General features: G+C 28.6%; 24 protein-coding genes and 1 other RNA gene. 14 read left to right on the top strand and 11 right to left on the bottom strand.

Annotated elements, in window-relative coordinates; all coding sequences use genetic code 11:
• Window positions 1-5: 5 nt before the first annotated feature.
• From uvrB to CBD51_004180, 5 genes are read right to left on the bottom strand one after another with little or no spacing between them, the layout of a single operon-like run.
• Window positions 6-1,997 (bottom strand): excinuclease ABC subunit UvrB, encoded by a 1,992-nt coding sequence (gene uvrB / locus CBD51_004200; protein ID RPG58822.1) that lies wholly within the window; start codon window positions 1,995-1,997, stop codon window positions 6-8.
• Complete coding sequence (aroE, locus tag CBD51_004195) at window positions 1,987-2,733, bottom strand: shikimate dehydrogenase (GenBank protein ID RPG58821.1); 747 nt, start codon at window positions 2,731-2,733, stop codon at window positions 1,987-1,989. Before aroE ends, uvrB begins: the two co-directional genes overlap by 11 nt.
• On the bottom strand, window positions 2,726-3,658 hold the full coding sequence (locus CBD51_004190) for a DUF368 domain-containing protein (protein ID RPG58820.1): 933 nt from the start codon (window positions 3,656-3,658) through the stop codon (window positions 2,726-2,728). The genes aroE and CBD51_004190 overlap by 8 nt, the downstream gene beginning before the upstream one ends.
• Window positions 3,655-3,963 (bottom strand): rhodanese-like domain-containing protein, encoded by a 309-nt coding sequence (locus CBD51_004185; GenBank protein ID RPG58819.1) that lies wholly within the window; start codon window positions 3,961-3,963, stop codon window positions 3,655-3,657. Before CBD51_004185 ends, CBD51_004190 begins: the two co-directional genes overlap by 4 nt.
• Window position 3,964: 1 nt before the next feature.
• Window positions 3,965-4,723 carry a phosphosulfolactate synthase gene (locus CBD51_004180; protein RPG58818.1) on the bottom strand — a complete coding sequence of 253 codons (759 nt, stop codon included), beginning with the start codon at window positions 4,721-4,723 and terminating at the stop codon, window positions 3,965-3,967.
• Window positions 4,724-4,829: 106 nt separating this feature from the next.
• Between CBD51_004180 and CBD51_004175 the strand changes: the two genes are divergently transcribed.
• Both CBD51_004175 and CBD51_004170 read left to right on the top strand, forming a co-directional pair.
• Entirely contained in the window at window positions 4,830-6,221 is a 1,392-nt protein-coding gene (locus tag CBD51_004175) for a phosphoglucosamine mutase (protein ID RPG58817.1), read from the top strand.
• Window positions 6,218-7,348, top strand: coding sequence for a cysteine desulfurase (locus CBD51_004170; GenBank protein RPG58816.1), 1,131 nt, complete (start codon window positions 6,218-6,220; stop codon window positions 7,346-7,348). The genes CBD51_004175 and CBD51_004170 overlap by 4 nt, the downstream gene beginning before the upstream one ends.
• Here the strand turns inward: CBD51_004170 and CBD51_004165 are convergent.
• Window positions 7,345-8,784: a glyceraldehyde-3-phosphate dehydrogenase gene (locus tag CBD51_004165; protein RPG58815.1), complete on the bottom strand. Its 1,440-nt coding sequence runs from the start codon at window positions 8,782-8,784 to the stop codon at window positions 7,345-7,347. The genes CBD51_004170 and CBD51_004165 overlap by 4 nt on opposite strands.
• An 84-nt stretch (window positions 8,785-8,868) precedes the next feature.
• Here CBD51_004165 and CBD51_004160 point away from each other — a divergent pair, with 84 nt between their 5' ends.
• The 4 genes from CBD51_004160 to rnpB all read left to right on the top strand — a co-directional run bounded on the left by CBD51_004160 (window position 8,869) and on the right by rnpB (window position 13,045).
• Window positions 8,869-9,708, top strand: coding sequence for a diaminopimelate epimerase (locus tag CBD51_004160; protein ID RPG58814.1), 840 nt, complete (start codon window positions 8,869-8,871; stop codon window positions 9,706-9,708).
• Window positions 9,705-11,621, top strand: coding sequence for a pilus assembly protein TadD (locus CBD51_004155; GenBank protein RPG58813.1), 1,917 nt, complete (start codon window positions 9,705-9,707; stop codon window positions 11,619-11,621). The genes CBD51_004160 and CBD51_004155 overlap by 4 nt, the downstream gene beginning before the upstream one ends.
• On the top strand, window positions 11,611-12,630 hold the full coding sequence (mltG, locus tag CBD51_004150; GenBank protein RPG58812.1) for an endolytic transglycosylase MltG: 1,020 nt from the start codon (window positions 11,611-11,613) through the stop codon (window positions 12,628-12,630). The genes CBD51_004155 and mltG overlap by 11 nt, the downstream gene beginning before the upstream one ends.
• 46 nt (window positions 12,631-12,676) lie before the next feature.
• An RNA gene (gene rnpB, locus CBD51_004145) (RNase P RNA component class A) lies at window positions 12,677-13,045 on the top strand.
• Between the two features lie 26 nt (window positions 13,046-13,071).
• On the opposite strand, the gene trxB is transcribed toward rnpB, so the two are convergent.
• Entirely contained in the window at window positions 13,072-14,007 is a 936-nt protein-coding gene (trxB, locus tag CBD51_004140) for a thioredoxin-disulfide reductase (protein ID RPG58811.1), read from the bottom strand.
• A 148-nt stretch (window positions 14,008-14,155) separates the two neighbouring features.
• Here trxB and gcvT point away from each other — a divergent pair, with 148 nt between their 5' ends.
• From gcvT to CBD51_004125, 3 genes are read left to right on the top strand one after another with little or no spacing between them, the layout of a single operon-like run.
• On the top strand, window positions 14,156-15,241 hold the full coding sequence (gcvT, locus tag CBD51_004135; protein RPG58810.1) for a glycine cleavage system aminomethyltransferase GcvT: 1,086 nt from the start codon (window positions 14,156-14,158) through the stop codon (window positions 15,239-15,241).
• Window positions 15,225-15,998: a 2-phosphosulfolactate phosphatase gene (locus CBD51_004130; protein ID RPG58809.1), complete on the top strand. Its 774-nt coding sequence runs from the start codon at window positions 15,225-15,227 to the stop codon at window positions 15,996-15,998. Before gcvT ends, CBD51_004130 begins: the two co-directional genes overlap by 17 nt.
• 4 nt (window positions 15,999-16,002) lie before the next feature.
• The gene (locus tag CBD51_004125; protein RPG58808.1) at window positions 16,003-16,584 is read left to right on the top strand and encodes a 3'-5' exonuclease domain-containing protein 2; all 582 of its coding nucleotides are present in this window, start codon (window positions 16,003-16,005) and stop codon (window positions 16,582-16,584) included.
• On the opposite strand, the gene CBD51_004120 is transcribed toward CBD51_004125, so the two are convergent.
• Window positions 16,569-17,132 carry a hypothetical protein gene (locus CBD51_004120; GenBank protein RPG58807.1) on the bottom strand — a complete coding sequence of 188 codons (564 nt, stop codon included), beginning with the start codon at window positions 17,130-17,132 and terminating at the stop codon, window positions 16,569-16,571. The two genes, CBD51_004125 and CBD51_004120, sit on opposite strands and share 16 nt — an antisense overlap.
• Here CBD51_004120 and CBD51_004115 point away from each other — a divergent pair.
• The 4 genes from CBD51_004115 to bshA all read left to right on the top strand — a co-directional run bounded on the left by CBD51_004115 (window position 17,099) and on the right by bshA (window position 22,462).
• Window positions 17,099-17,593 carry a thioesterase gene (locus CBD51_004115; GenBank protein ID RPG58806.1) on the top strand — a complete coding sequence of 165 codons (495 nt, stop codon included), beginning with the start codon at window positions 17,099-17,101 and terminating at the stop codon, window positions 17,591-17,593. The two genes, CBD51_004120 and CBD51_004115, sit on opposite strands and share 34 nt — an antisense overlap.
• Window positions 17,594-17,668: 75 nt before the next feature.
• The gene (locus CBD51_004110) at window positions 17,669-20,620 is read left to right on the top strand and encodes a beta-N-acetylglucosaminidase (GenBank protein ID RPG58805.1); all 2,952 of its coding nucleotides are present in this window, start codon (window positions 17,669-17,671) and stop codon (window positions 20,618-20,620) included.
• A 2-nt stretch (window positions 20,621-20,622) separates the two neighbouring features.
• Window positions 20,623-21,366 carry a toxin-antitoxin system YwqK family antitoxin gene (locus CBD51_004105; protein ID RPG58804.1) on the top strand — a complete coding sequence of 248 codons (744 nt, stop codon included), beginning with the start codon at window positions 20,623-20,625 and terminating at the stop codon, window positions 21,364-21,366.
• The gene (gene bshA / locus CBD51_004100) at window positions 21,362-22,462 is read left to right on the top strand and encodes an N-acetyl-alpha-D-glucosaminyl L-malate synthase BshA (GenBank protein ID RPG58857.1); all 1,101 of its coding nucleotides are present in this window, start codon (window positions 21,362-21,364) and stop codon (window positions 22,460-22,462) included. The genes CBD51_004105 and bshA overlap by 5 nt, the downstream gene beginning before the upstream one ends.
• Window positions 22,463-22,465: 3 nt before the next feature.
• Here bshA and CBD51_004095 read toward each other — a convergent pair whose 3' ends face one another.
• The gene (locus tag CBD51_004095) at window positions 22,466-22,786 is read right to left on the bottom strand and encodes a translation initiation factor (GenBank protein RPG58803.1); all 321 of its coding nucleotides are present in this window, start codon (window positions 22,784-22,786) and stop codon (window positions 22,466-22,468) included.
• Window positions 22,783-23,739 carry an isopenicillin N synthase family oxygenase gene (locus CBD51_004090; protein ID RPG58802.1) on the bottom strand — a complete coding sequence of 319 codons (957 nt, stop codon included), beginning with the start codon at window positions 23,737-23,739 and terminating at the stop codon, window positions 22,783-22,785. Before CBD51_004090 ends, CBD51_004095 begins: the two co-directional genes overlap by 4 nt.
• Before the next feature lie 68 nt (window positions 23,740-23,807).
• Here CBD51_004090 and CBD51_004085 point away from each other — a divergent pair, with 68 nt between their 5' ends.
• A complete protein-coding gene (locus CBD51_004085; protein ID RPG58801.1) occupies window positions 23,808-25,790 on the top strand; it encodes a dehydrogenase in 1,983 nt (660 codons plus the stop codon).
• Here the strand turns inward: CBD51_004085 and CBD51_004080 are convergent.
• On the bottom strand, window positions 25,755-26,354 hold the full coding sequence (locus CBD51_004080) for a DUF998 domain-containing protein (protein ID RPG58800.1): 600 nt from the start codon (window positions 26,352-26,354) through the stop codon (window positions 25,755-25,757). The genes CBD51_004085 and CBD51_004080 overlap by 36 nt on opposite strands.
• Window positions 26,355-26,361 lie beyond the last annotated feature (7 nt).

Raw genomic sequence — 26,361 nt, 5'->3', positions numbered from 1 at the left:
TTCAGCTAGAAGTTAGATATTTTTTTTTCAATAATAAATAGATAATCTCTTTGTTTTGCGGCTTCATGAAAATCCATTTCAATTGCAGCTTTATGCATAAGTTTTTTTGTGTCTTTAGCTTTCTTTTTTAAATTGACGAGTGACATCTTATTAAGTGCTTTTTCATCTAGTTCTGCAGTATCATTTGGTTTCTTTTTATTGGATATAAAATTATTCATTGAAAGAATTTTTTTAACCAAAGGTTTAGGAGTTATATTGTTGGTTTGGTTGTATTGCTTTTGTATTTTGAGTTTACGTTTGTTATCATTAATTGTTGCTTTAATGGAATCAGTTATAACGTCTGCATATAATATACTAGTTCCTTCAATGTGACGTGCAGCTCTTCCAATTGTTTGTATTAAAGATCTTCTAGATCTTAAGAAACCTTCTTTATCTGCATCTAAAATAGCTACTAGTGATACCTCGGGTAAATCTAACCCCTCTCTTAATAAATTTACACCTATTAACACATCTATATTTCCTTGTCTTAAGTTTTTCATAATCTCTATTCTCTCAATTGTATCGATATCAGAGTGTATATACGTTGTTTTAATTCCTGCTTCAATTAAATACTCACTTAATTTTTCGGCCATTTTTTTTGTTAATGTGGTTACTAAGGTTCTTTGTTGTTTTTTTATTCTGATATTAATTTGATTTATTAGATGGTCTATTTGATTTTGAGATTTTTCAATTATAATACTTGGTTCTAAAAGACCTGTGGGTCTAATTAGTTGTTCAACAATAACACCATGACATTTTTCTATTTCATAATCTCCTGGAGTTGCACTCAGGAATACAGTTTGGGTTTTTATATTTTCAAATTCTTTAAAATTTAGAGGTCTGTTGTCTAATGCCGATGGTAATCGGAATCCGTATTCAACAAGAGTTTTTTTTCTAGATTGGTCACCTCCATGCATTGCTTTTACTTGAGGAAGTGTTACATGGCTCTCGTCAATAATTAATAAAAAATTTTCAGAAAAATAATCCATGAGACAAAATGGTCGCTCATTTTCTTGTCTTCCATCCAAATACCTTGAGTAGTTTTCTATCCCGCTACAATATCCAAGTTCTTTAATCATTTCCATATCATAGTGAACTCTAGATTTTAATCGTTCAGCTTCTTGAGTTTGTTTGTTCTTAATTAGATGATTAAATTGTTTTTCTAATTCATTTAATATTTTTGGAATTGCATTTTGAACATTTTTTTTTGAAGTGACAAAGATATTTGCTGGTGATATATTTAGATTGTCTAAATCTAATTTTTTTTGTTTTAAATAATTTATTTGTTGAATTTTTTCAATCTCATTCCCCCAAAATATTATTTTATAATGTACATCTGCATTACTTGGATGAATTATAATTGTATCTCCAACTACTTTAAATTCTCCGTGTTGTAATATCGTATTTTCGGTTCTTGTATATAATGCATCAATTAAACAAATAATTAATTTTTTTCTTGAAAAATGTAAATTTTTATTTAATTGTATTGATTTTTCTTTGAAAAAAGAAGGATTTCCTAATCCGTATATGCAAGAGACAGATGATATAACAATTACATCTTTTCTTCCAGAAAGTAAAGATGTAGTAGTGCTAATTCTTAATTTTTCAATTTCTTCATTAATTGAAAGATCTTTCTCAATATATGTATTAGTTGCAGGTAGGTAGGCTTCAGGTTGATAATAATCATAGTATGACACAAAGTATTCAACTGCATTATTTGGAAAAAATGTTTTAAATTCTTCATATAATTGTGCAGCTAATGTTTTATTATGACATAGAATTAAAGTAGGAGTATTATGTTTTTCAATAACATTTGCCATTGTAAAAGTTTTACCTGATCCTGTTACACCTAATAAGCATTGTGATTTTATTTTCTTTTTTAAGCCATTTAAAAGTTTATTTATGGCTTCTGGTTGATCTCCAGTTGGTGAATATGTTGATTTTAGTTCAAACATTATATTTTGTCATTAATTTAAGCCAGAGAGTCCAGGATTTTTCAGCTTGTTTGATAAGCATTTCTTTTCCATTTATTATTTGAGCTCCTTTTGTTTTAGCTTTTTTTAAAAATAGAGTTTTTGATGGGTTATATATCAAGTCAATGCAATAATGTTTATTCGTTATTAAATCATAAGGAATATTTGGTGCGTTATTAATTTTTGGAAATTGACCAAGTGGTGTTGTGTTAATAATAAGTTTATAATCATTAATTACATCTTTAATATCAGAATAATGTTGCATTTTATTTTTTGGATATCTAGAAACTATAAGGTGTTTTATGTTTTCTAAATCTAAACAATATGATATAGTTTTAGACACCCCTCCCGAGCCAAGAATTAATGCTTTTTTATTCTTTGTATTCAATTTTTCTAAAATACTTTTGAAGCCAAATAGGTCTGTATTAAAGCCCATCTTTTTATATTTTGGAGTAATAAAAATTGTGTTGACAGATTTTGTAATACTAGCTATTGGTCCTAATTTATCTAAGTGTTTTATAATATCTTCTTTGTATGGACTTGTTACATTTAATCCAACTATTTTTTCATTTTTTATAAAATGATTAATCTGATTGAGTGTTTTCAATGGAAATAGTGAATATGAAAAGTTTGTTATGTTATTTTCTTTAAATTTTTTCTCAAAATATTCTTTTGAAAAAGAATGGCTAATATTTTTGCCAATTAAACCTAGATTATACATTTCTATATCTTCTGCCTAAATACTCAATTACCACAATTGTTATTATACCTATAAAGATAAATGAAATGGCAAACAAATCATTTATGCTTGTAAAGTTAGGTATAGTTAGTGAGTTTGATTCATCCATTTTCCATGGCCATATCCACAGTAGGGAACCTATTATAAATCCAGTTAGGATTGCAAATGTTTTATTTTTATGTTTGGATATTAACCATTTAATGGATCTACTAAATAGTAAAATACTAAATATGTGGCCTAACATGAATACTATAAATATATTCACGTAATTTATAAATTCATTCACATTAGTTCCGGAAAAATAATTACTGATGTTTATAGGGTTAAATATCATGAATATTTTAGACATTAGTAACTCGTAATTTCCTAATAGAACAAGTAAATATGAACCTGACAAACCTGGTATGAGCATACCTAAAACACCAATACTTCCGCATAAAAAAATAAAAAATAGATTTTGATTTTCACCTATGTTTGGGTTTGCTAAAAAAAAACCTAAAGATATTGCAAATCCTAATAGTCCTAATAAGTATTCTACTAATCCCCATTTTTTAACATATTTAGATACATACCACGCAGATATGCTAATTATGCCAAAAAAATATGCCCATGTGTAATGCTCGTAATTTTTAAAAAGATATTCTAATGTATTAGCCATGAACATATAGCTAATAATAATTCCTAGAGATATGGATAGTAAAAAAGATAGTGAAATATGTTTTTGTACTGCATTAAAATTCAGCTCTTTAATTAAAGCCAAAAGTCTTATGTCAAATTTAGTGATAATATCAATTAACTTTTCATAAATACCTAAAATAACAGCCAATGTAGATCCAGAAATGCCAGGAATGATATTTGCAACACCAATAATCATTCCTTGTAATATGTGAAGTAGAATTCTTTTCAATTTATATTTTTCTGTTTGTGTAAATTATTATACGCAGAATATCCACCACTTAGATTATATAGATTGTTAAAATTAAATTCTTTTTTAAGCATGTATATTACTGCTGCTGCTCGCTTGCCTGATTGGCAATAAATTACTACAGTTTTCTCACGGGAAATTTTATCTTGATAATTAAGAATGTCTTCCATTGGAATATTTGTAGAGTTTAAATGCCCATTATCATACTCGTATTTTTCTCTAACATCAATTATCTGAACTTTATTTTTTTTAAGCTTCAATAGTTCTTTTATTGTAATCTCTTTCATTCTATTTTATAAAATTAAAAAAGGTGTCTCCTCTTAGTCCTAGTCGAAGACTCTCTAGAGGAATAATATCATTTGTTCCAATATTACCTAGGTTCACATTTGGTCCAAGTAATTTAATGAAAAATACTTGTTGTTGTTTTTTAGGTGCTTCCCACAGAATTTTTTCTTTTGGTATTTTAGTTAAAATTTCTTCAATTAAGTCAGAACGAACTTCACCACTGCTTCTATAAAGGCCTACATTACCACTTTCTCTTGCCTCTGCTATCACTTTCCAAGAACCTGCTTTTAATTCTTTTTCCATCAACTCTATCCATTTTGAAGGTGCTATTATCTTGTCAGAACTTTTATATCCTACCTCAGAAAAAACAGTAATATTTTGATTAGCTAATTTATTAATGTACTCGCATTTTTGATTATGATTCATTTCGATGCTTCCATCAGAAATTTCTACTGTATTTAATTCAAGGTTGTTTACTAAATCACAATATTCTTTAAACATATTTCTAACAATATATGCTTCGAATAATGTGCCTCCTAAATATAGTTTTATGCCATGTTTTTTATATAATTTAATTTTTTTAGAAATGTTTTTACTAATTAGTGATGTGCCAAATCCAAATTTTATTATATCAATATAACTACTACATGTTTCCATCAGTCCTTCAGCTTCTAGAGTTGAAATTCCTTTGTCCATAACCATTGTTAAACCTTTTTGTCTGGGTTTATCGGGTCTTATAGGTATATTAGGAAGGTCAATCATAATATGAGTTTTTGTTAGTTAAGTAAGTGCAAAAGTATTAAAATGATAAGATTCTGTAGTCATTTCTGTTAAAAAGTTATTTACATTTGTTTAGTTAAATTATTGTATGACTTTAATTAAATCAATTTCTGGAATAAGAGGGATTATTTATGATAATGACTCAAAAGGTTTATCCACTAAAGAAATTACTCATTGTATAAAACAATTTGTAATGTGGGTTAAAAACAATAATTTATCCAATAAAAAATCTATTGCTTTAGGAAGAGATGGTAGATTGAGCGGTAATTCCATATGTAATTTAATTAAAGACTTGTTAATTTCCTATGGTCTTAATGTTGTCGACCTAGGTTTAACTACAACTCCCTCTGTTCAATTAGCTATTGTCTCCGAAAAATGTATAGCTGGAATAATGGTTTCTGCTAGTCATAATCCAATTAATTGGAATGGTTTGAAATTTTTAAATAATAATGGAGAGTTTTTGTCAAAAAATCAGGCTGAGGAAGTTTTTAATTCGTCAACAGATCTAAAAGTGGAATTTGATAATAATGCTAGTATTGTTTCAATAAATTATATGCATAAACATATTCAGTCTATTTTAAAATTAGTTGATGTTGATGTAAATAGAATTGCAGCTAAAAGTTTTAAGGTTGTTGTAGATGGGATTAATTCTTCAGGTGGTGTATTTGTTCCTTATTTATTGGATAAATTAGGTGTTGAGGTAATTAAATTAAATTGTATTCCAAATGGAAAATTTTCTCATCCACCAGAACCTTTGCCAAATAATTTGTCTCAACTTGCACAAGTTGTAAAAGATACTCGAGCTAATTTTGGAATTGCAGTTGATCCAGATGTAGATAGACTAGTATTAGTTTGTGAAGATGGGTCATTCTTTGGAGAGGAAAATACTATTGTAATAATTGCTAAACATATACTTAGTAATTACCCTGGAAGTAGTGTAGTATCTAATTTATCTACTACTCAAGCTGTCAAGGATATTGCAGTAGAATTTAATGCTACTCATTTTGAATCTGCTGTAGGTGAAGCTAATGTTGTTGATTTAATGAAGAAAAAAAAATCTATTATAGGCGGAGAGGGTAGTGGTGGAATTATTTTTTCAACATCTCATTATGGTAGGGATGCATTGGTTGGGATTGCACTTTTTTTATCTTATATATCTAAAGTTAATTTGTCAGTTAAACAAATTAAATCATTGCTTCCCACTTACCATATGATTAAACACAAAATTTTATTAGATAAAAATAAATCTTTTGATTTTCACAATTTTATTGATTATAAAGTACAATTTTGTCAAAATAATAATTTAAATTATGGCTTAATTGATGGTATTAAAATTTATTATGCATGTGGAAGTTGGTCTCATATTAGAATGTCCAATACTGAACCATTAATTCGGTTAATTATTGAGTCTAAAACGAAGGAAAGAGCATTTGAAATAAAATCTACAATTATTAATGAAATAAATATGCTAAATACATGAAAAAAGTTTATTTAGATAATGCTGCTACTACCGAGTTAGATGCAGAGGTTTTAGATATTATGACTTTATCCATGAGAACTGATTATGGAAACCCTTCTTCTTCTCATATTTTTGGTAGAAAAAGTAGATCAACTATTGAAACTTCACGAAGATCAATTGCCAATTTATTAAATGCTGATCCATCTGAAATTTTTTTTACTTCTGGAGGAACAGAAGCAGACAACATGGCCATTAGAGGCGCAGTTAGAGATGCTGGTATAAAACATGTTATTACTTCTAAAATAGAACACCCTGCTGTTATTAATACTGTTGCTCATTTAGTAAATAAAGGTAAAATAAGTGTTGATTACGTTGATTTGAATGATGATGGAGTTGTTGATTTAATCCACTTAGAAAATTTGTTATCAAATAACTCAAATACTTTAGTGAGTTTGATGCATGGTAATAATGAAATTGGTAATTTATTGGATATTAAAGCTGTTAGTCATTTATGTCACCAATATGATGCCTTATTTCATTCAGATACAGTTCAGACTATTGGACATTATATGTTTAATTTAAAAGAGATAAAAATTGATTTTTTAACTTGTTCTGCTCATAAATTACATGGCCCTAAAGGTGTCGGTTTTTTATATATTAATAAAAAAGTCAATATTACTCCGTTAATCCATGGTGGTTCTCAAGAAAGAGATATGAGGGCAGGAACTGAATGTGTGTATGGTATTGTAGGATTGGCAAAGGCTATGGATGTTGCATATAGGAACCTAGCATCGCATAGAAAACACATTGAGAAATTAAAAAATCATATGATTAGCTCAATTACAGATAAACTTCCATTTATAACATTTAATGGGTCATGCCATGATTTAAATAATAGTTTATACACTGTTCTTAGTCTTTCTTTTCCAAAATCAGATTATGGAGATTTACTAATTTTCAATTTAGATATTCTTGGAGTTTCTTGCTCTGGTGGAAGTGCATGTAGTTCTGGAAATGTAAATCAGTCTCATGTTATTTCTAACATCAAAACACAGGACGGTCCTGTTATTCGTTTTTCTTTTAGTAGAAATAATTCATTAAGCGATATTGATTTTGCTGTAGAAAAATTAATTTCTTTATTTAACTAGTAGTAATGAAGTCGGCGGACTTTTGATATATATTTAGCAAGTCGTATTACTTGTTTTGTATATCCAAATTCATTGTCATACCAGATATATAAAATAATATTTTTACCGTCTTTTGAGACTATTGTTGCAGGGGAGTCAAAAATTGCTGCACCAGGGTTGCCAATAATATCACTTGATACTAGTTCCGGATTCATAGAAAATTTAATTTGATTTACAAGAGGGCCATCTAGCGCAGCTTTTCTAATAAGTTCATTTACACTATCGAAGTTCATATTGTGTTTTACTTCTAAATTAATTATTGCTAATGATCCGTTTGGAGTTGGAACTCTTATTGCATTAGCAGTTAGTTTATTCGATAACACAGGTATTACTTTGGTTACGGCTTTGCCAGCTCCAGTTGATGTAATTACCATGTTTATTGCAGCTGATCTTCCTCTCCTTGTCTTATTATGCATATTGTCAAGTAGATTTTGATCATTAGTGTAAGCATGAATAGTTTCAATATGCCCTTTGATGATATTGTTATTATCACTAATAACTTTTAGTATTGGTGCAATTGCGTTAGTTGTACACGATGCAGCTGATATAACTTTATCTTGCTCAATATTAATTACATCTTGATTAACTCCATATACTATATTTGGAATACCTGATCCAGGAGCAGTAAGCAATACTTTACTTATCCCTTTAATTTTTAAATGATTCTTTAAGCTGTCATAATCTTTAAAAACACCCGTGTTGTCTATTAGTAATGCATCATTAATTCCATGTTCAGTTAGTGTATTTATTGAGTTATTGTCAAAAAATTTAATTTTTTGTCCATTTATAATTATTGAAAGATCCTCGTAATTTATCTCAATCGAACTTGAGAAGTTTCCATGTACTGAATCTTGCCTTAATAAGGCACATCTTTTTTTTAAGGAATCAGCATCGATCTTTCTTAGAATTATTCCTTTTAGTCTTAATTGTTGACCTTTCCCTGCTTGTTTAATTAATTCACGAGCACACAATCTTCCAATTCTCCCAAATCCGTAGAGAACTACATCTTTAGAGTTTTGTCTTTTGTCTTTAGATTTTTTGATGAATCCAATTTTTTTATCTAAAAAATCTTCCTGACTATGAAAACTAGCTTTTTGTTCTAAATATTCAAAGGTAAGTTTTCCAATATCAATTTTTGCAGGAGCTAAATCCATGTTCTGTAGCCCCTCTGCTAATATAGAAGAATCAAAAATATTTATAGGTTTTTGCACAAAATTTGTAGCGTATTGATGGAGTCTTAAGATATCAGATACATTTTTATCTATTAAGTGTCTTCTAAATAAAACAAGTTCAATACCTTTCTCATATAACAGATTACTAACAGAGTTAATAAGTTTAGTAGCAGCTTTTTTTTCTGAGATAAATGCTTTTAAATTTTCTGAGTAGTTCTTATTCATATTATTAATATTGTAAAGAGTTGTATGTATTATTTATGATGATGTAAAAGTAGTTTTTTATTTAATTATTTTTGTAGATATTATATGTTTTTTTGTATGATAAAATTTTCAAAATATAATTCTTGTGGTAATGATTTTATTATAATTGATAATAGGTTAAAACAATTCTCTAATACATTGAGGATTTCCTCTGTTATTATGAATAATCAATCATATATAAAGTCTTTGTGTGACAGAAAAACCGGAATAGGCGCTGATGGTTTAATTCTTATCGACTTACCCACTAGTCCGAAAAGTTTATATTTTATGACATATTACAATTCTGATGGACTTGTCTCATCGTTTTGTGGTAATGGTAGTATGTGCTGTGCTCATTTTATATCTTCTATTGGAATTGCTGGCCCTGAACCATTTTCTAGTGGTCATTTTGAAACAAATCAAGGACTTTTTTCTTTTGAAGTAGATATTAACAATAATAAATCAAAAGTGTCATTAGTTGATGTTACAGATTTTAAAACTGATTTTAACGGAACTTTTATTGACACAGGTTCACCACACTATGTAATGTTTAAAAATCAACTAAACAATATGGACGTGAATAAAGAGGGGGCTGAAATTCGTTATAGTAAAAGGTTTAGAATTGAAGGCACAAATGTTACATTTGCACAGTTTATTAATAACAATCTATTTATTAGAACATATGAAAGAGGTGTTGAAGCTGAAACTCTCTCATGTGGAACAGGTGCAGTTGCAGCTGCTTTATGTGCGTTTGTAAATGGTTTTATAACAGTTTCAGAAGTATTAGTTAAAACTAAAGGAGGTGATTTGAAAGTTAGTTTTAAGAAAAATTCTGATACCTTTTCCGATATATATCTTCAGTCAGAAATTGAGAAAAATTTTGAAGGACTTTTACCTAAGATATGAAGTACTTCAAAATTTATATTGTTTATTTAATTTTATTATCATGTAATAATAATCAGCAATATGATAGTTTAATTGTTGATTCTAATTATGTAGGCATGAATAAGTGTGCTGCTTGTCATCAAGAACAATATCAAAATTTTATAAATACAGGAATGGGAAGATCTATTCGACCAGCATTTAAAGAATATAGTTCATCTGATTTCACTAAACAGTTACATGATACTTTATTAGATTTTTTTTATCACCCCCAATGGGTTGAGGATAGTTTACATTTTATTGAATATCAGTTGTCAAGCTCTGGAGATACTATACATTATTTGAATTATCCCATTGATTATATTGTTGGTTCAGGTCATCATACAAACTCTCATCTTTTTACAAACAACGGATATTTATATCAAGCTCCAGTTACTTATTATACTCAAGACTCTATTTTAGACTTTCCGCCTGGATTTGAGAATAATAAAAATAGTAGATTTTCAAGAAAAATGGGCTTAGAATGTATTGCATGTCACAATGCATATCCTGATTTTGTATTAGGTTCAGAAAATAAATATAAAAGTATGCCCACTGGTATTGATTGCGAAAGGTGTCATGGACCTGGAGAATTACATTTAGAAAAGATAAAAAAAGGAAATATTACGGATACAACTAAACTTATTGATTATAGTATAGTCAATCCTGCTGACTTAAGTCTAGAGTTACAAAATGATTTATGTGCAAGATGTCATTTGCAGGGAAATGCAGTGCTAAAACCTCATAAATCTTTTTTTGACTTCCTTCCTGGAATGCGTTTAAGTGATATTATGGATGTATATCAACCTAGATATTCCAATTCTGAAAATGATTTCATTATGGCTTCTCATGTTGATAGAATGAAATTAAGTTCTTGTTATATTCAATCTGAAGAAAATCTTTCATGCGTCAGTTGTCACAATCCTCATGTATCTGTTCATGATGTTCCTGAAAACTTTTTTAATTCTAAATGTTTAGACTGTCATATTAATGATGATTGTAATGAGGAAACAGAAAATAAAATTCATTCAAACAATGATTGTGTTTCATGTCATATGCCAGCATCTTATACTACTGATATTCCGCATGTTCAAATTACTGATCACAAAATTAGAATTCCAAATAATGATGCCGCTGAAAATATTGACACATTACATAAAGAATTCCTGGGTCTAGAATGTGTTAATAATAAATTACCTGATAATTTGAGTATTATTCAAGGTTATCTTCAGCAATATGAGAGATTCAATCCATACTCATTTTACTTAGATTCTGCTGCAAGTTATTTACAAGGAATAAAATTAGATAATGATCAAGGTATATATGTCCATATATATTATTTGTTTTTAAGACAAGCTTATAATTCAATTATAAAAGAGGTCAATAATATAGGCGCTAGTTTATTACTTAATAAGTTTTTAATTAATAAAGATTATAGTAATAAGGATGCCTGGACTTGTTATAGAATTGGGGAGTCATATGTTCATGAAAATGATTTAGAAAATGCTTTTTTATTTTATCAACAGGCTGTCAAGTTAGCACCATATAATTTAGAATTTAGAAACAAGTATGCTATTTCTTTATTTAAAAGGAATAAAATTGAATTTGCAATTGACGAATTTAATTTTATTATTAACGAGGATAATAATTTTGTTTTGGCATATGCAAATCTAGGCTTTTTATATTTTTCAATTGGCAAGTACTCAGATGCATTAGATTATTATAATTTAACTTTAAAATTAGACCCATACCATGAAAAAACTCTAATTAACAAAGCACAGTTGTTATTATTTGAAAATAAACAAAAAGATGCGTTTCTTTGTCTAGAAAAAATTCTTGAGATTTATCCTAATAATAAAGATGCCTTAACTCTGTTAAATCAAATTAATGAGATATAGTTTAATTTTTACTTTTTTATTTATTCCCTTTATTTTTTTACTTTTTTTTATAAAAAATGAGTATTTAGATAAGTCTATTGTTAAAGAAAATACAGAGTTTTTTATTAGTAAAGACACCTCTTTTGAAGATGTTGTCAACCAATTAGATTCTATTGCTATTGACTTTCATCCTTTAGCAAAATTGGTTTTTAATCAATTTATTGAAAAAAAAAGACTTCAATACTGGTATACTTCAGGTCGATTTATATTACAAAAAGGATCCTCTTTAAATGATGTGGTAAATAAACTCAGATCGAGATCCCAAGATCCTACAAAACTTACATTTAATAGTATGGATGATATTGTAGATCTTTTTGGTATAATGGACTCTACTCTAGATCTTGATTCATTAGATATGCTGAACTATTTAAATTTAAATAACTATCCTTTAGACAGTTTGTATTTGTTGCTTATTCCAAATACTTATGAATTATATTGGGATATTAGTCCTAAAGAGTTCTTAAATAGAATGCGTTTAGAGTATAATAATTTTTGGACAAACGAGAGGATTAATAGTGCTAATCAATGTAATTTGTCTGCTCACGAAGTTTTTGTTTTAGCATCAATTGTTGATAAGGAAGCTAGTCATTTTGATGAAATGCCAACTATTGCTGGCTTATATATTAATAGAATAAAAATTGGATGGCCACTAGCTGCTGATCCAACAATAGCTTACATATGGCGTAAAAAATATAATAAATCATTAAGACGTATTAGAAATAAGCATATTGAACAAACTAAACAATCTAAATATAATACTTATTACCATAAGGGTTTACCCCCTTTTCCGATTTGTTTACCAAGTCTTCAGTCTATTGAAGCAGTATTGCATCCTGAAGATCATAATTTTTTATTTATGTGTGCTAGACCTGATAATTCTGAATATCATAATTTTGCTAAAAATCATTCTGATCATTCAGCTAATGCTGCTAAATTTCATGAATGGTTGAATAAAAGAAAAATTTATTAAATTTTTTATAAATTTGTTTAATAACTTAAATCGTTCTTTAATTATTTTCATAAATCGCCTTATCGCTTTCAAATGAAAGAGGAAAGTCCGGACAATACAGAGTACCATACTTCCTAACAGGAAGGGTCTTTATTTTAAAGATACAGATAGTGCCACAGAAAATAACCGCCAAAATTTATTGGTAAGGGTGAAAAAGTGAGGTAAGAGCTCACAAAGTTTAATAGTGATATTAAATTTGGGTAAACCTTATGGATTGAAAGATCAAATATACCAGGATGTACTTTTGTACTTAGAGTTACTCGCTCAAACTTGGAGGGTAGATCGATTGATTATATTAGTGATAATATAACTAGATAAATGATAAGGGTTCTTAGTAATAAGAATACAGAATCCGGCTTATAGATTTATGTGAATTTGAGGGAGCTTTGTGCTCCCTTTTTTTTAATGTAAAGATGCAAGGTATCTTTCTGCATCTAATGCAGCCATACACCCACTACCAGCAGCTGTTATAGCCTGTCGATATATAGAATCTTGAGCATCACCACTTGCAAATACCCCAGGAATATTTGTTAAAGAGCTATCAGGTTTAGTAATTAAGTAGCCAACTTCATCCATATCTAATTGATTTTTAAATATTTCAGTATTAGGATTATGTCCAATTGCTAAAAAGAAACCAGTGGCATTTATAATTTTCTCTTGATTTTTTTTAGTATCCTTTACCTTTATTTGATTGACAGTGGTTTCACCCATAACTTCAATTGTTTCGTGATTAAATAGAACTTCTAGATTTTTTGTGTCGAATACTCTTTTTTGCATTATTTTTGAAGCTCGCATTTCATTTTTTCTAACTAATAAATAAACTTTATTACATAAATTGGATAAATAAGTTGCCTCTTCAGCCGCAGAATCACCCCCTCCAACTACAACTACATCTTGGTTCTTAAAGAAAAACCCATCACATACAGCACAAGCAGACACTCCCGAACCCATAAATTTTTGTTCTGAAGGAAGTCCTAAATATTTAGCTGATGCACCTGTTGAGATTATTACAGTTTTTGCTTTTATTTCATCCTTATTATCAATAATTAGTTTATGTGTGTCGCCTTTTGTTTGAGAGAATTCTACTTTTGTAACAGTTCCAAAAATAACCTCAGTGCCAAATCTCTCAGCTTGTTTTTGAAAATCTTCCATCATTTTGGGACCTGTTATTCCATTGGGGTAGCCAGGATAATTCTCAACATCATTAGTTGTAGTAAGTTGACCTCCAGGTTGTATACCCTGTATTAATACTGGCTTTAAGTTTGCTCTAGAAGCATATATAGCTGCAGTATATCCAGCTGGACCTGATCCTATAATTGCACATTCGATAGTTTTCATAATGTTATATTTTAGATTAAAATCTCTAGTTGTTAATTCAATTTTGACAAATTTAAAAAACTTTCACTTTTATTATAATAAATTTAACACAAGAAAAAAATTCTTAACTATATTTGCAACCATAATTAACAGATAAATTTTATAATTTTTGCATAAAAAAACTGCTTTTTATTCATTACATCAACTAAACAACGCAAAATTAATGCCTTTTGGAGGCTATTTTATGCCTATTCAATATAAGGGTGTTATTTATGAGCATAATACGGTTCGCTCAAATGTAGGAGTATTTGATGTTTCTCATATGTGTCAAATTATGATAAAAGGTGAATTTGCAATTGATTTAGTCCAAAAAATTACAACTAATGATGCTGAAAAATTAAACGATGGTGATGTACAGTACTCTTGTATGCTCAATGAAAATGGTGGTATAATTGATGATTTACTTGTATATAAAATATCCAGTAATTTATTCATGTTAGTTGTCAATGCTTCAAATGCTAAAAAAGATTTTGACTGGATATCCTCTTTTAATGAGTATAATCTTTCAATTAAAGATATTACTCATCAAAGAGGTTTGTTGGCTGTTCAAGGCCCAAATGCTTTACAATTGCTGCAAAATTTAACTTCTCTTCCGCTTGATTCTATTTCTTACTATAAATTTAAAATTGGACTTTTTGCAGAATGTAATGATGTTATTATTTCACGTACTGGCTATACGGGGGCTGGTGGTTTTGAATTATATATTCAACAAGAAGATGCAGAAAAAGTTTGGAATAAAATTTTTGATCTTCAAGAAAATATTGAGCCCATTGGTCTAGCAGCTAGAGATACGCTTAGATTAGAAATGGGTTATTGTTTATATGGTAATGATATAACTGAAAATACAACACCAATTGAAGCAGGTTTATCATGGATAGTCAAAACAAATAAAAACTTTATAGGTAAAAATAGAATTGTTAATCAAATTGCAAACGGGGTATCTAAAAAATTGGTAGGATTTATTTTGCAAGAAAAAGGTATACCAAGAAAAGACTATGAAATTTTAGATGTTAATAATAATATAATTGGTAATGTTACTTCTGGTACAATGTCTCCTTCTCTTAATCAAGCCATAGGTATGGGATACATTATAACTTCCCAATCTTATTTTGGTAATAATATATTAATAAAAATTCGCAACAAAACTTTAAAAGCTATCATTATTAAGCTGCCATTTTATGAAAAAAAAATCTAAAAGAAATATTGACATTTGTCTTACTCCTTCAATGTTAGATTTTTTTGACTTAAGTCAAAAAAGGGTAGTTGTAATAGATGTTTTTAGAGCTACCTCAGCTATCTGTGTTTTTTTAAATAATGGAGGGAATCGTGTTTTCACAGTGTCTACTGTTGAAGATGCGGTCAAGATGAAAATGACGATGGATACAGAAGATTTTTTATTTGCAGCTGAAAGAAATGGAAATATTGTTTCGGGTTTTGATTTAGGTAATTCACCTTTACTTTATGATAGAAAAAAATTTGATGGAATTTCGTTGGCAATTACTACTACAAATGGAACAAATGCAATTGAAAAATCTAAAAATGCAGGCCATGGTATTTTATTAGCTTCATTTTTGAATGTGAGTTCTGTTGCTGAATATATAAAATCTATTGATAAAAGTGATATACTGATTGTGTGTTCTGGTTGGAAAGGTAGACTTTGTATCGAAGATGCTTTATTGGCTGGATTATTGTCAAAGAAACTACTAAAAAATGATATGTTTTACTCTAATTCGGACTCTGTTTTCATGTCTCAAAACTTATATGAATCTGCCCAAAATAATTTAAGTAACTTTTTGCTCAAATCTTCATATCGACAAAGAATGAACCTCGAAGAAGATATTAATTATTGTTTACAAGTTGATATTATGAACTGTATACCCATTTGGTCACAACTGCAATCAATGAAAAAAAATAATTTATTTTCTGGATTTTTTATCACCAATAAAAATTAAAAACATGAAATTTGTCGCGAAAGAAGATGTAAAAAAATATCCATTAATTGATTTTACTGCAAGGGTCCATTTAATAGAACATTTGAACGATGTTTCCAAGTGTTTTGATGTAATTTCAAGTGCTACTTTAATTGGTTTTGATACAGAAACAAAACCATCATTTAAGAAAGGTGTTTACCATCATATATCTCTAGTTCAAATATCTGTCGATAATGATGTTTTTTTATTTAGAATTAATAAAATTGGATTAATTCAGGAATTATTAAATGTTTTTAATAACCCCAATATAGTTAAAGTTGGTATTGATATTAAGAATGATATAACAGGATTACAAAAGCTAAAACAATTTAAACCATCAAACTTTATTGATTTAAATCAGCTCGCAAAAAAAAATAATTTTCAAAGTATTGGTGCTGTGAAATTAACAATTATGATGTTAGGTTTTCGAATTAGTAAAAGACAAAGACTGTCGGATTGGAATTTAGACATACTTACAGATCAACAAAAAAATTATGCTGCTATTGATGCTTGGATATGTCCCAAAATATTTTATGCATTTAAACAAAAAAATTATTTATTATCATAGTGCCATGATATTTTTTGTTTTAATATTCTGATTGTTTTTGAAGTGTTTCTACTTAGAAATCCAAGTCCTTTATATGTTCTTACAAACTTTGGGTATGGCTTTTTTAATTGTTGCATTTTTGAGTCATTTAAAACCAATGCATTAAATTTCAACTTGCCTTGTGTTTCACCAAAATATATAATTATAAATTCATTTTTTAATTTTTGAATCTCTTCAAATGACAACCTATCCTCTTCAGTATTTTTAAAAATATTTTTAAAATCTTTATTAATAATTTGTTGAGATTTATCACTATAGAAAAAATATACAGGACAAAATTCCCACTCGTCANTAAATGTATTTATGATTTCAGAATTTTTTTTCTTTTGTCTCAGCTCTTCTTTATTTGCTTTCTGAATGTTACCTTGATTTAAATAATATTTAATAATGTGTTCATTTGTTTGTAATCTTACTAAAATAGCACTCTGAGGTAAGTTTGAAATTAAATCTTGTGCTAGCACACTATAGTTAAATAATGTCAAGGATATTATATATAATAATTTTTTCATTTCATAGTAAATATATTAAATTACGAATTTATATATATAATATGCCAAGAATCAAGTTATCAATTCCAAAAACTATACACTTTTCAACAACATTATTTCTTAGAATTTATGATATGAATTATGGGGGTCATTTAGGTAATGATTCTGTCTTAAGTATTGTTCACGAAGCTAGAGTAAGATTTTTACAAGNTTTAGGATTAAGTGAGAAAAATTTTTATGGTTCTGGTTTACTGATGGCAGATAGTGCTATAGTTTACAAAAAGGAGGCTTTTTATGGTCAGAAATTAGATATTTCAATCACTGTTTCGGACCTTTATAAGCATGGGTTTGAGTTATTTTATATGATTCATGATATGAAAAAGAATGAAATAGCTAGAGTTAAAACAGGTTTAGTTTGTTATGATAAAACTCTTAAAAAGATAGTTAAATTGCCCGTTGTTTTTATCGATAAATTTAGTTAGAAATGTATTAATTANTTTTTTTGTTGTATGGATTTCTTTTTTAGTTTTTTTTAGAGTAACTTTTTCTCATCTTTCATGGGTTCTTTATTAATAATAAATAGTGTTTTGAGACAGTTCATNATTGTACTTATTTTCTTCTTTTTTGTNTCATTTACGATAAACANGGATATTGTTCAAAAGTCTACATTACCTATTTATCATAATGAAGTTACTGCAAATTGGGCAGATAGTATTTTATCTACATTAACATTAGATCAGAAAATTGCTCAATTATTTATGGTACAAGCTAATGGTAAAAATTTAGATGAAAATTATTATAATAAGGTAGATAGTCTAATTTTAAAACATGAAATAGGCGGTCTTATATTTTTTCAATCAGGTCCCAGTCAATTAAAGTCTTTACTAAGTAGATATAATAAAATTTCTCCAATTGGTTTACTTGCTGGAATTGATGCTGAATGGGGAGTTGCAATGAGATTAGATAGCGTTCAAACTTTTCCTTGGATGATGACCTTAGGAGCCATACAAGATGATGATTTACTTTATCAATTTGNGTCTCATGTTGCAAAACAATGTCAGGAATTGGGATTGCATATGAATTTTGCACCAGTTTTAGATATTAATAATAACCCAAATAATCCTATTATTGATAGACGATCTTTTGGTGAAGACAGGTATTTAGTTGCTTCAAAAGGGATTTTATATATGCAAGGTTTACATGATCATAATATTTTAGCATGTGCTAAGCATTTTCCTGGTCATGGAGACACTGATGTAGATTCGCATTTATCCCTACCTGTAATTCGTCATAACCGCGATAGATTAGATAGTCTTGAATTGTTTCCATTTAAAAAGCTTATTGACAATAGATTGGGTTCAATTATGGTTGCTCACATAAATTTACCGACAATTGACACGTTAAATGTACCATCCTCATTTTCCAAGAAGTTAATTATGGATATTCTAAAAGATGATATGAAATTTAATGGTTTAGTTGTAAGTGATGCTTTAAACATGCACGCGCTTTCGGATTTCAGTAAACCAGGTGAAAGAGAATTAAATGCTTTTTTAGCCGGTAATGATATTTTACTTTTTCCTACGAATGTTCCAATGGCGATTTCTTTGATTAAATCTAAAGTCAAAAATAGTCCTCTTTTATATCAACAATTAGATAATAGCTGTCGTCAAATTCTTATGCTAAAAAGATGGGCTTTTTTGGCTAGTCAAAAAAACGTCATTAATAATACTGATTTACAAAATAATTCATCTAAATTATTAAATAGACAATTATCTAAAAATGCAATTACTCTTCTGCAAAACAATCAAGCTTTACCAATCCAAACCAATGATTCTGTAAAAATTGCATGTTTAATCATGGGTTCAGACTCAGGAGATGTTTTTTATGACAGACTCAACTCATATATTCCTGTATCTAAATATAATTATTATTCAGAATCAGATTCTGGTCTTTTAATTGATAAATTAAATCACTATGATATTATAATTGTTAGTTTACATTATCCAAATAATAATTTCTGGGAAAAGCATCATTTAAAATTNAATGATAGCATTTTTTTAAATAAATTAATTAATGCTAATAATGTGATTTTAAATATTTTTGGTCATCCTAGATTGCTAAATAGTATTAATACATCAAATGCTCAGGCTGTAGTTTTGTCTTATCAAAATTCTTATGATTTTCAAGACTTATCCGCTCAGTTACATTTTGGCTCTATAGAGGTAAAGGGTAAACTGCCTATCTCTTTAAATCAATTTTCAATAGGAGACGGTCTTTTTTTAGATAAATCTAGAAATTTGCAATTTTCTTTACCTGTTGAGTTAGGAATGGATGTAGATTCACTGAATGAGATTGATACACTAGTTAATAATGCAATTAGTAACGGAATTATGCCTGGTTGTCAGATTGTTGTTTCTAGACATGGTNAGATATTTTATCAAAAATCTTTTGGGTATCACACATATGATTCAATTCAATTGGTTAGAGATGATCATCTTTATGATGTTGCTTCAATTACTAAGATTGCTTCAGCTGCACCATTAATTATGTACTTGTATGATCAAAAGTCCTTCAATTTAAATAAAAAATTAAAACATTACTCTAATCTTTTCAAAAACACTAATAAGGGTAATTTAAAAATGATAGACATTTTAACTCATCAGGCAAAATTATTTCCTTGGATACCATTTTACAAAAACACANTAAATGAATTTGGAGAATTACGAGATGATTTATATACCAAAGATTATACTAGCANTTATTCTTTGTNNGTTGCAAAGAATATTTTTATAAAAAAAAGCTTTACTGATACAATTATTGATGACATTATTAATTCTGAATTACTAGAAACAAAAGAATATCGATACAGTGACTTGGGATTTTATCTTTTACAACCTATTTTAGAAAAAAAAATAAGATCTAGTATTCCTAATTTTCTTTATAAGAACTTTTATTACCCAATGGGTGTCTATAGAATAACTTATCATCCACTAGAAAAATTTCCAAAAAGTAAAATAGTACCTACAGAAAATGATGTTTATTTTCGTAAACAATTAATTCAAGGATATGTACATGATCAGGGTGCGGCATTATTTGGTGGTGTAGCACTACACGCTGGATTATTTGCAAATGCAATAGATCTCATGAAATTAATGCAATTTTATTTAGATGGTGGCAAGTGTGGGAACAAGTATTTACTTAATGAAAAAACTATTTCTAAATTTACAAATTCGCCCTTTTCTCATATTAAAAATAGAAGAGGTATTATTTTTGATAAGCCAAGTATTGATCCTGAAGAAGATGGACCTACTTGTGACTCTATTTCTCTGGAAAGCTTTGGTCATTCAGGTTGGACAGGTACAATTACTTGGGCTGACCCCAAAGAAGANATTGTCTTTGTTTTTTTGTCTAATGGTAGAGCTTTTCCTGATGGAAATAATTTGAGATTGGTTAAAGAAAATATACGGACAGATATTCAAAAAATTATTTATAATTCAATTATTAATTAAATATGCGTTTTTTCTTTTTTATTATTATGCCAATTTTAGTTCATAGTCAAACTAACTTAATTGACTCTAACAACCTAAAGCAAGGACACTGGCAATTGTTTTTCCCTTTTAATTCTGACACTATTGTTTCTGAAGAGGGTAGTTTTGTTAATGATTTAGAGGAGGGTTTGTGGTTAAGATATCATGAGAATGGTCAGTTAAGAGAAATATGTAGTTATCGTGAAGGTAAATTAGATGGAGTCCGTATTTCCCTTAATAAGAGAGGAAAGTTAAATGAACAAGAATTTTATAGTGAAGGTCGTTATAATGGTAGACAAATTTATTTTCATGATAATGGAAAAATTAATGAAGATGTATTTTATATTTTAGGTGTTAAACATGGTCTTTATTCAAAATATTATAGAAATGGTAAGATTCAAGAATCTTGCATCTATGTGAATGGTTATAAAGATGGATTAGCAAAATGGTATTTTGATAATGAAAAAATTAGTATAAAATATAATTATAATAAGGGTGTTATTATGGATACTGTATTTGCTTATTATAAAAATGGTAATTTAAAATCCCAATCCTTTTATAAGGATAATGAGCTTAATGGAGATAAAATTATTTATTTTCCTAATGGAGGAGTTCGGGAGAATGGTTCATTTATGAATGGCAAGAAAAATGGCGATTGGTGTGTTTATGATTCTTTAGGAGTTAGAATAGAGTGTGTAAGATATAAACNTGGTTTAAGAAATGATTAAAATTGGTATTATTTGTTATCCTACATTTGGTGGAAGCGGTATTGTTGCATCAGAATTAGGAATGGGTCTTGCATCTAAATATGAAGTTCATTTTATATCTTATGAAAAACCTGTCAGGATTAATTTAAATGAGCCAAACATATTTTTTCACAAGGTTACTGTGCCAATTTACCCTCTCTTTGAATATCCCCCTTATGAATTGGCCTTAACTGCTAGAATAGTTGAAGTTGTTAAGGATTTTAGTTTAGATTTGTTACATGTTCATTATGCAATTCCACATGCTTATGCTGCTGTAAATGCTCAACAAATTTTATCTATTAATAATAATACAATTCCTATTGTTACGACATTACATGGTACAGATATCACATTAGTAGGTAAAAGTCCTTATGTACTTTCTTCGGTTAATTATGCAATTAATAAATCTACTTTAGTCACATGTGTTTCAAAAGATTTAAAAGAAAAAACTTTACAGTATTTTAATATTCAACATGATATTAAAGTAATACCTAATTTCATCAATATTGATCCTTCGAATTTAAATGTTAATAAAAAAACTAATAGTACAAAGATTCTTACTCATATTTCTAATTTCAGACCTGTTAAAAGAACATTAGATGTTGTTAAAGTTTTTAATAATATTCAAAAAAATATTAAATCAGAATTAATAATGATTGGTGATGGTCCCGATTTAGAGAAAACTAAGGATTTAGTAAATGCATATGGTCTAGATAGTTCTGTACATTTTGTTGGTAAAAGTAATAATATTCAGAGTTTCTTAAAGAAAACAGATTTATTTTTATTGCCATCAGAATCAGAGAGTTTTGGCTTGGTGGCTCTTGAAGCTATGTCTTTTGGTGTCCCAGTAATAACAACTAACTCAGGTGGCATAGTAGAGCTTGTTTTAGATAATCATAATGGCTTTACTTGTCATGTTGGTGATATTGAAAATATGACTTTGAGGGCAAATAATTTGCTATTAAATAATCAGTTATATGATAATTTTAGTATTGCTGCATTTAATACCGCAAAGCAGTATGATACTAAAACTATTATTACTTTATATGAGTCGTGTTATTTAGATTTAATTAAATAATATTTATCCACCTACTCTTTTAGTTTTGTATCCTTTTTTTTTTAAAAAATCAATTATTTTTTCTTGAATCCTTCCCTGTAAAATCACCTCCCCATTTTTATTGCTACCTCCAATTCCAAGTTTTGTTTTTATTTCTTTGGCCAAAGAAACTAGTTCTATTGGATTTCCTTCAAACCCTTTTATGATTGTTACCCCTTTACCGCCTCGTCCTTTCTTCTCAAAGCAAATAGATAGAATAAAATCTTTATTTGAGTTATTAGTAATTTCTTCAGATTGGTTTACAAAATCTTTATTTGTAGAATAAACAATGCCTCCTTCTTTCATTTTTTTAGTCCTAATTCTTTAATTCTTTCATTTAAAAATTGACCAGCACTAATATCATTATATTGTTTGGGGTTTAATTCGGTAATACATGATTCTAAGCAATTTAATGACATTTCTGATCTAGGATGCATAAAAAAAGGAATTGAAAAACGTGATGTTCCCCATTCTTTTTTTGGAGGATTTGTGACTTGATGTATTGAGGAATGTAATTTGTTATTTGTTAATCTTGACATCATATCTCCTATATTAACAATAACTTGTTTGGGTAGCGCAGTAACAGCTATCCAATCACCATTTCTGGTTTGTATTTCAAGTCCCTTGGCACTAGCACCCATTAATATTGTTATTAGGTTAATATCTCCATGTGCAGCTGCTCTTACTGCTCCCTTAGGAGCTGTTTTAATTGGTGGATAATGAATTGCTCTTAAAATACTATTGCCGCCTTTTACTTTTTGATCAAAATATGTTTCAGGAAGTTTTAGGTGGATCGCAAGTGCTCTTAAAATACTTAAGCCTGTTTTTTCTAAAATTTCAAATGTTTCCCGACCTATTTTATTAAAGTCAGGTAATTCTTCACATAAAATATTAGGTTTATATTCATTAATTAGAGGGTCAGAATTTGACAACTCTTGACCAAAGTGCCAAAATTCTTTTAAATCAGATTTTGTAGAACCTTGAGCTGTTTCTCTTCCAAAAGAGATGTAGCCTCTTTGTCCGTTTAATTCTGCTTTTTCGTACTTTAATTTATCCTCAAGAGGTAAGTTAAAAAAATTATATACTTCTTTATATAGGTTTTTTGTTAATTCATCACTTAAACCATGATTTTCAATCGCAACAAAACCTATTTTTTCGTAAGCTTTTCCAAGATTTTTTACAAAATCATTTTTTTTATTCGGGTCTTTACTGTTAAAATCGTTTAAATCAAGAGATGGGATATTATTTTTTATTGACATATATGAAATAATTAATATAATTTATATTTAGAGCAAAATTAATTATTTATTATATAATTTTGATTCAAATGAAAATTAATTATAAAAAGTCAGGATTAAATAATCAAACTCTTATTCATCTTTACCTTTCTATGATCAAACCTAGAGTGATTGAAGAAAAGATGCTTTTATTATTAAGACAAGGTAAAATATCTAAGTGGTTTTCAGGGATTGGTCAAGAAGCTATTTCAGCTGCTGTCATTAATGCTCTTAATGAAGAAGAATATATTTTACCAATGCATAGAAATCTAGGTGTTTTTACTGGTAGAAATATTATGTTGAATAAACTTTTTGCTCAATTTCAAGGTAAAAAAAGTGGTTTTACTAATGGTAGAGATAGATCATTTCATTTTGGTTCTATTACTCATCATATAGTTGGTATGATTTCTCATCTTGGTCCTCAAATGTGTGTGGCAAATGGGATTGCATTAGGAAATTTAATGGAAAGAAATAATCAAGTAACTTTAGTTTTTACCGGCGAAGGCGGTACTAGTGAAGGAGATTTCCATGAAGCATTAAATGTAGCATCTGTTTGGTCATTGCCAGTTATTTTTTTAATTGAAAATAATGGCTATGGATTGTCAACTCCGACTGTTGAGCAATATAATTGCGATCATTTGTCCGAAAGAGGCATAGGCTATGGTATTGATGCTCATACTGTAGACGGTAATAATATTATTGAGGTTTTTACTAAGATTAGAGATGTGTCAAATGCAATTAGAAAGACCCCTCATCCTGTTTTAATAGAGTGTGAAACATTTAGAATGCGTGGTCATGAAGAAGCTTCAGGTGTTAAATATGTCCCTGAGAAATTATTACAAGAATGGGCTTTGAAGGATCCTATAAGTAATTTTGAAAAATATCTACTAAAAAATAAAATTATTGATAATGAGCAAATTGTTTCCATAAAAAAAGATATTCAGTTTGAGATTGACGAGGGTATAAAATTTGCATTTTCTGAAGATGATATTATTGCTGATAAAAAATTAGAAATAGAAAGTATTTTTAAACAGCATCATAGTGCAATTGTAAAACCTACTCAGTCAGAAAGTAAAATGCGTTTTATTGATGCAATTTCCTCTGGACTAAAAGAAGCAATGAAAAAACATGAAAAATCTATTTTAATGGGTCAAGATGTCGCAGAATATGGTGGCGTTTTTAAAATATCCGAAGGTTTTATAGATACTTTTGGAAGTGAAAGAATACGAAATACACCAATATGTGAATCTGTAATTCTTAGTATGGGTTTAGGATTATCTATTGCTGGTTACAAGAGTATAATTGAAATGCAATTTGCAGATTTTGTAAGTAGCGGTTTTAATGCAGTTGTAAATAATTTAGCTAAGTCATATTATCGATGGGGGCAAAATTCAGATGTAGTTGTGCGAATGCCTTGTGGAGGTGGAGTGGGGGCTGGCCCTTTTCACTCTCAAACAAATGAAGCTTGGTTTACCCACACTCCAGGTTTAAAAGTTGTTTATCCATCTTCACCTTACGATGCAAAGGGTTTGCTTTTAACAGCTATAGATGATTGTAATCCGGTTATGTTTTTTGAGCATAAGGCACTCTATAGAAGTATTTCTGATTTTGTGCCAGATGGTTATTATAATATTCCTTTTGGAGAGGCAAACTTTATTAATAATGGAATGGATTTGAGTATTATTACTTATGGGATGGGCGTTCATTGGGTTTTAGATTACATCAGTAAAAATAGTGATATTTCAATTGAATTACTTGATTTACGAACTTTGATTCCTTTGGATAAAAAATCTATCGAGCATACAGTTAAAAAAACTGGTAAGGTTTTAATCTTACATGAAGATTCACATATTGGAGGATTTGGTGCTGATATTGCTTCTTTTATTTCCGAATATTTATTTGAGTATTTAGATGCTCCTGTTTTTAGAGTCTCTAGTTTAGATACTCCTGTGCCATTTGCTCCTGATTTAGAAAAAACATATTTGGCTAATAGTAGATTAGCTGATTCGATTGTCAAACTGTATAAGTACTGATTTTTTTTGTAGCCACATAATTATATTCCAAAGTAGTATAAAAAATATATATACTAACTCTGCTACACCATAGCTTGGAAAAGGAATTAATAATAATGAAGATAATAGCATAAGGGATCCAGTAAGTACAGAAAATAACCCCTTTCTTACGTAAGAAATAGATCTAAAAATTCCAAACAAGAATACAAAAAAGTTATAGCTTAAAAAAAAGAATAATGCAGGTATGTGGTGAAATGGCCCAAAATTCATATTAATAACACCTGTGAAAAATAAGCATATGCTAGAAAATGTTAAAATCCAACGCAACCAAATTGAATACTTTGGTGTTTTGATAACTTTTTTAATTACAGTAGTTCCATTCCAAAAAATGGCTATTGAAAAGATTACAAGAGAACATGTGAAAATCAAACTTGTGTTTTGTAGAATTCCAAAGTATGAGACTGGATGTTTTCTAGGGTCAAATTCTGGAAAGAGATATAAGCATATTAAGGGAGAGACGAAACCCATTATTATAGAGAATGAGAGATAAACTTTTCTTATTTTTCTAATTGTGATTCTACTCATTCTAGAT

Source organism: Flavobacteriales bacterium TMED191, from assembly GCA_002171975.2.
In the GTDB taxonomy this organism is placed as follows: domain Bacteria; phylum Bacteroidota; class Bacteroidia; order Flavobacteriales; family TMED113.
Note: the sequence above shows the minus strand (reverse complement) of the source record. Positions and strands in the feature narration are given on the sequence as shown.

Bases quoted from the DNA above. Each gene is read 5' to 3' on its own strand.
- CBD51_004080 (RPG58800.1), bottom strand. From the start codon at position 26,354: ATGAGTAGAATCACAATTAGAAAAATAAGAAAAGTTTATCTCTCATTC.
- CBD51_004160 (RPG58814.1), top strand. From the start codon at position 8,869: ATGTTTTTTTGTATGATAAAATTTTCAAAATATAATTCTTGTGGTAAT.
- CBD51_004165 (RPG58815.1), bottom strand. From the start codon at position 8,784: ATGAATAAGAACTACTCAGAAAATTTAAAAGCATTTATCTCAGAAAAA.
- mltG (RPG58812.1), top strand. From the start codon at position 11,611: ATGAGATATAGTTTAATTTTTACTTTTTTATTTATTCCCTTTATTTTT.
- CBD51_004085 (RPG58801.1), top strand. From the start codon at position 23,808: ATGAAAATTAATTATAAAAAGTCAGGATTAAATAATCAAACTCTTATT.
- CBD51_004180 (RPG58818.1), bottom strand. From the start codon at position 4,723: ATGATTGACCTTCCTAATATACCTATAAGACCCGATAAACCCAGACAA.
- aroE (RPG58821.1), bottom strand. From the start codon at position 2,733: ATGTATAATCTAGGTTTAATTGGCAAAAATATTAGCCATTCTTTTTCA.
- CBD51_004175 (RPG58817.1), top strand. From the start codon at position 4,830: ATGACTTTAATTAAATCAATTTCTGGAATAAGAGGGATTATTTATGAT.
- CBD51_004130 (RPG58809.1), top strand. From the start codon at position 15,225: ATGAAAAAAAAATCTAAAAGAAATATTGACATTTGTCTTACTCCTTCA.
- CBD51_004090 (RPG58802.1), bottom strand. From the start codon at position 23,739: ATGTCAATAAAAAATAATATCCCATCTCTTGATTTAAACGATTTTAAC.
- CBD51_004170 (RPG58816.1), top strand. From the start codon at position 6,218: ATGAAAAAAGTTTATTTAGATAATGCTGCTACTACCGAGTTAGATGCA.
- CBD51_004095 (RPG58803.1), bottom strand. From the start codon at position 22,786: ATGAAAGAAGGAGGCATTGTTTATTCTACAAATAAAGATTTTGTAAAC.
- CBD51_004155 (RPG58813.1), top strand. From the start codon at position 9,705: ATGAAGTACTTCAAAATTTATATTGTTTATTTAATTTTATTATCATGT.
- CBD51_004185 (RPG58819.1), bottom strand. From the start codon at position 3,963: ATGAAAGAGATTACAATAAAAGAACTATTGAAGCTTAAAAAAAATAAA.
- CBD51_004125 (RPG58808.1), top strand. From the start codon at position 16,003: ATGAAATTTGTCGCGAAAGAAGATGTAAAAAAATATCCATTAATTGAT.
- trxB (RPG58811.1), bottom strand. From the start codon at position 14,007: ATGAAAACTATCGAATGTGCAATTATAGGATCAGGTCCAGCTGGATAT.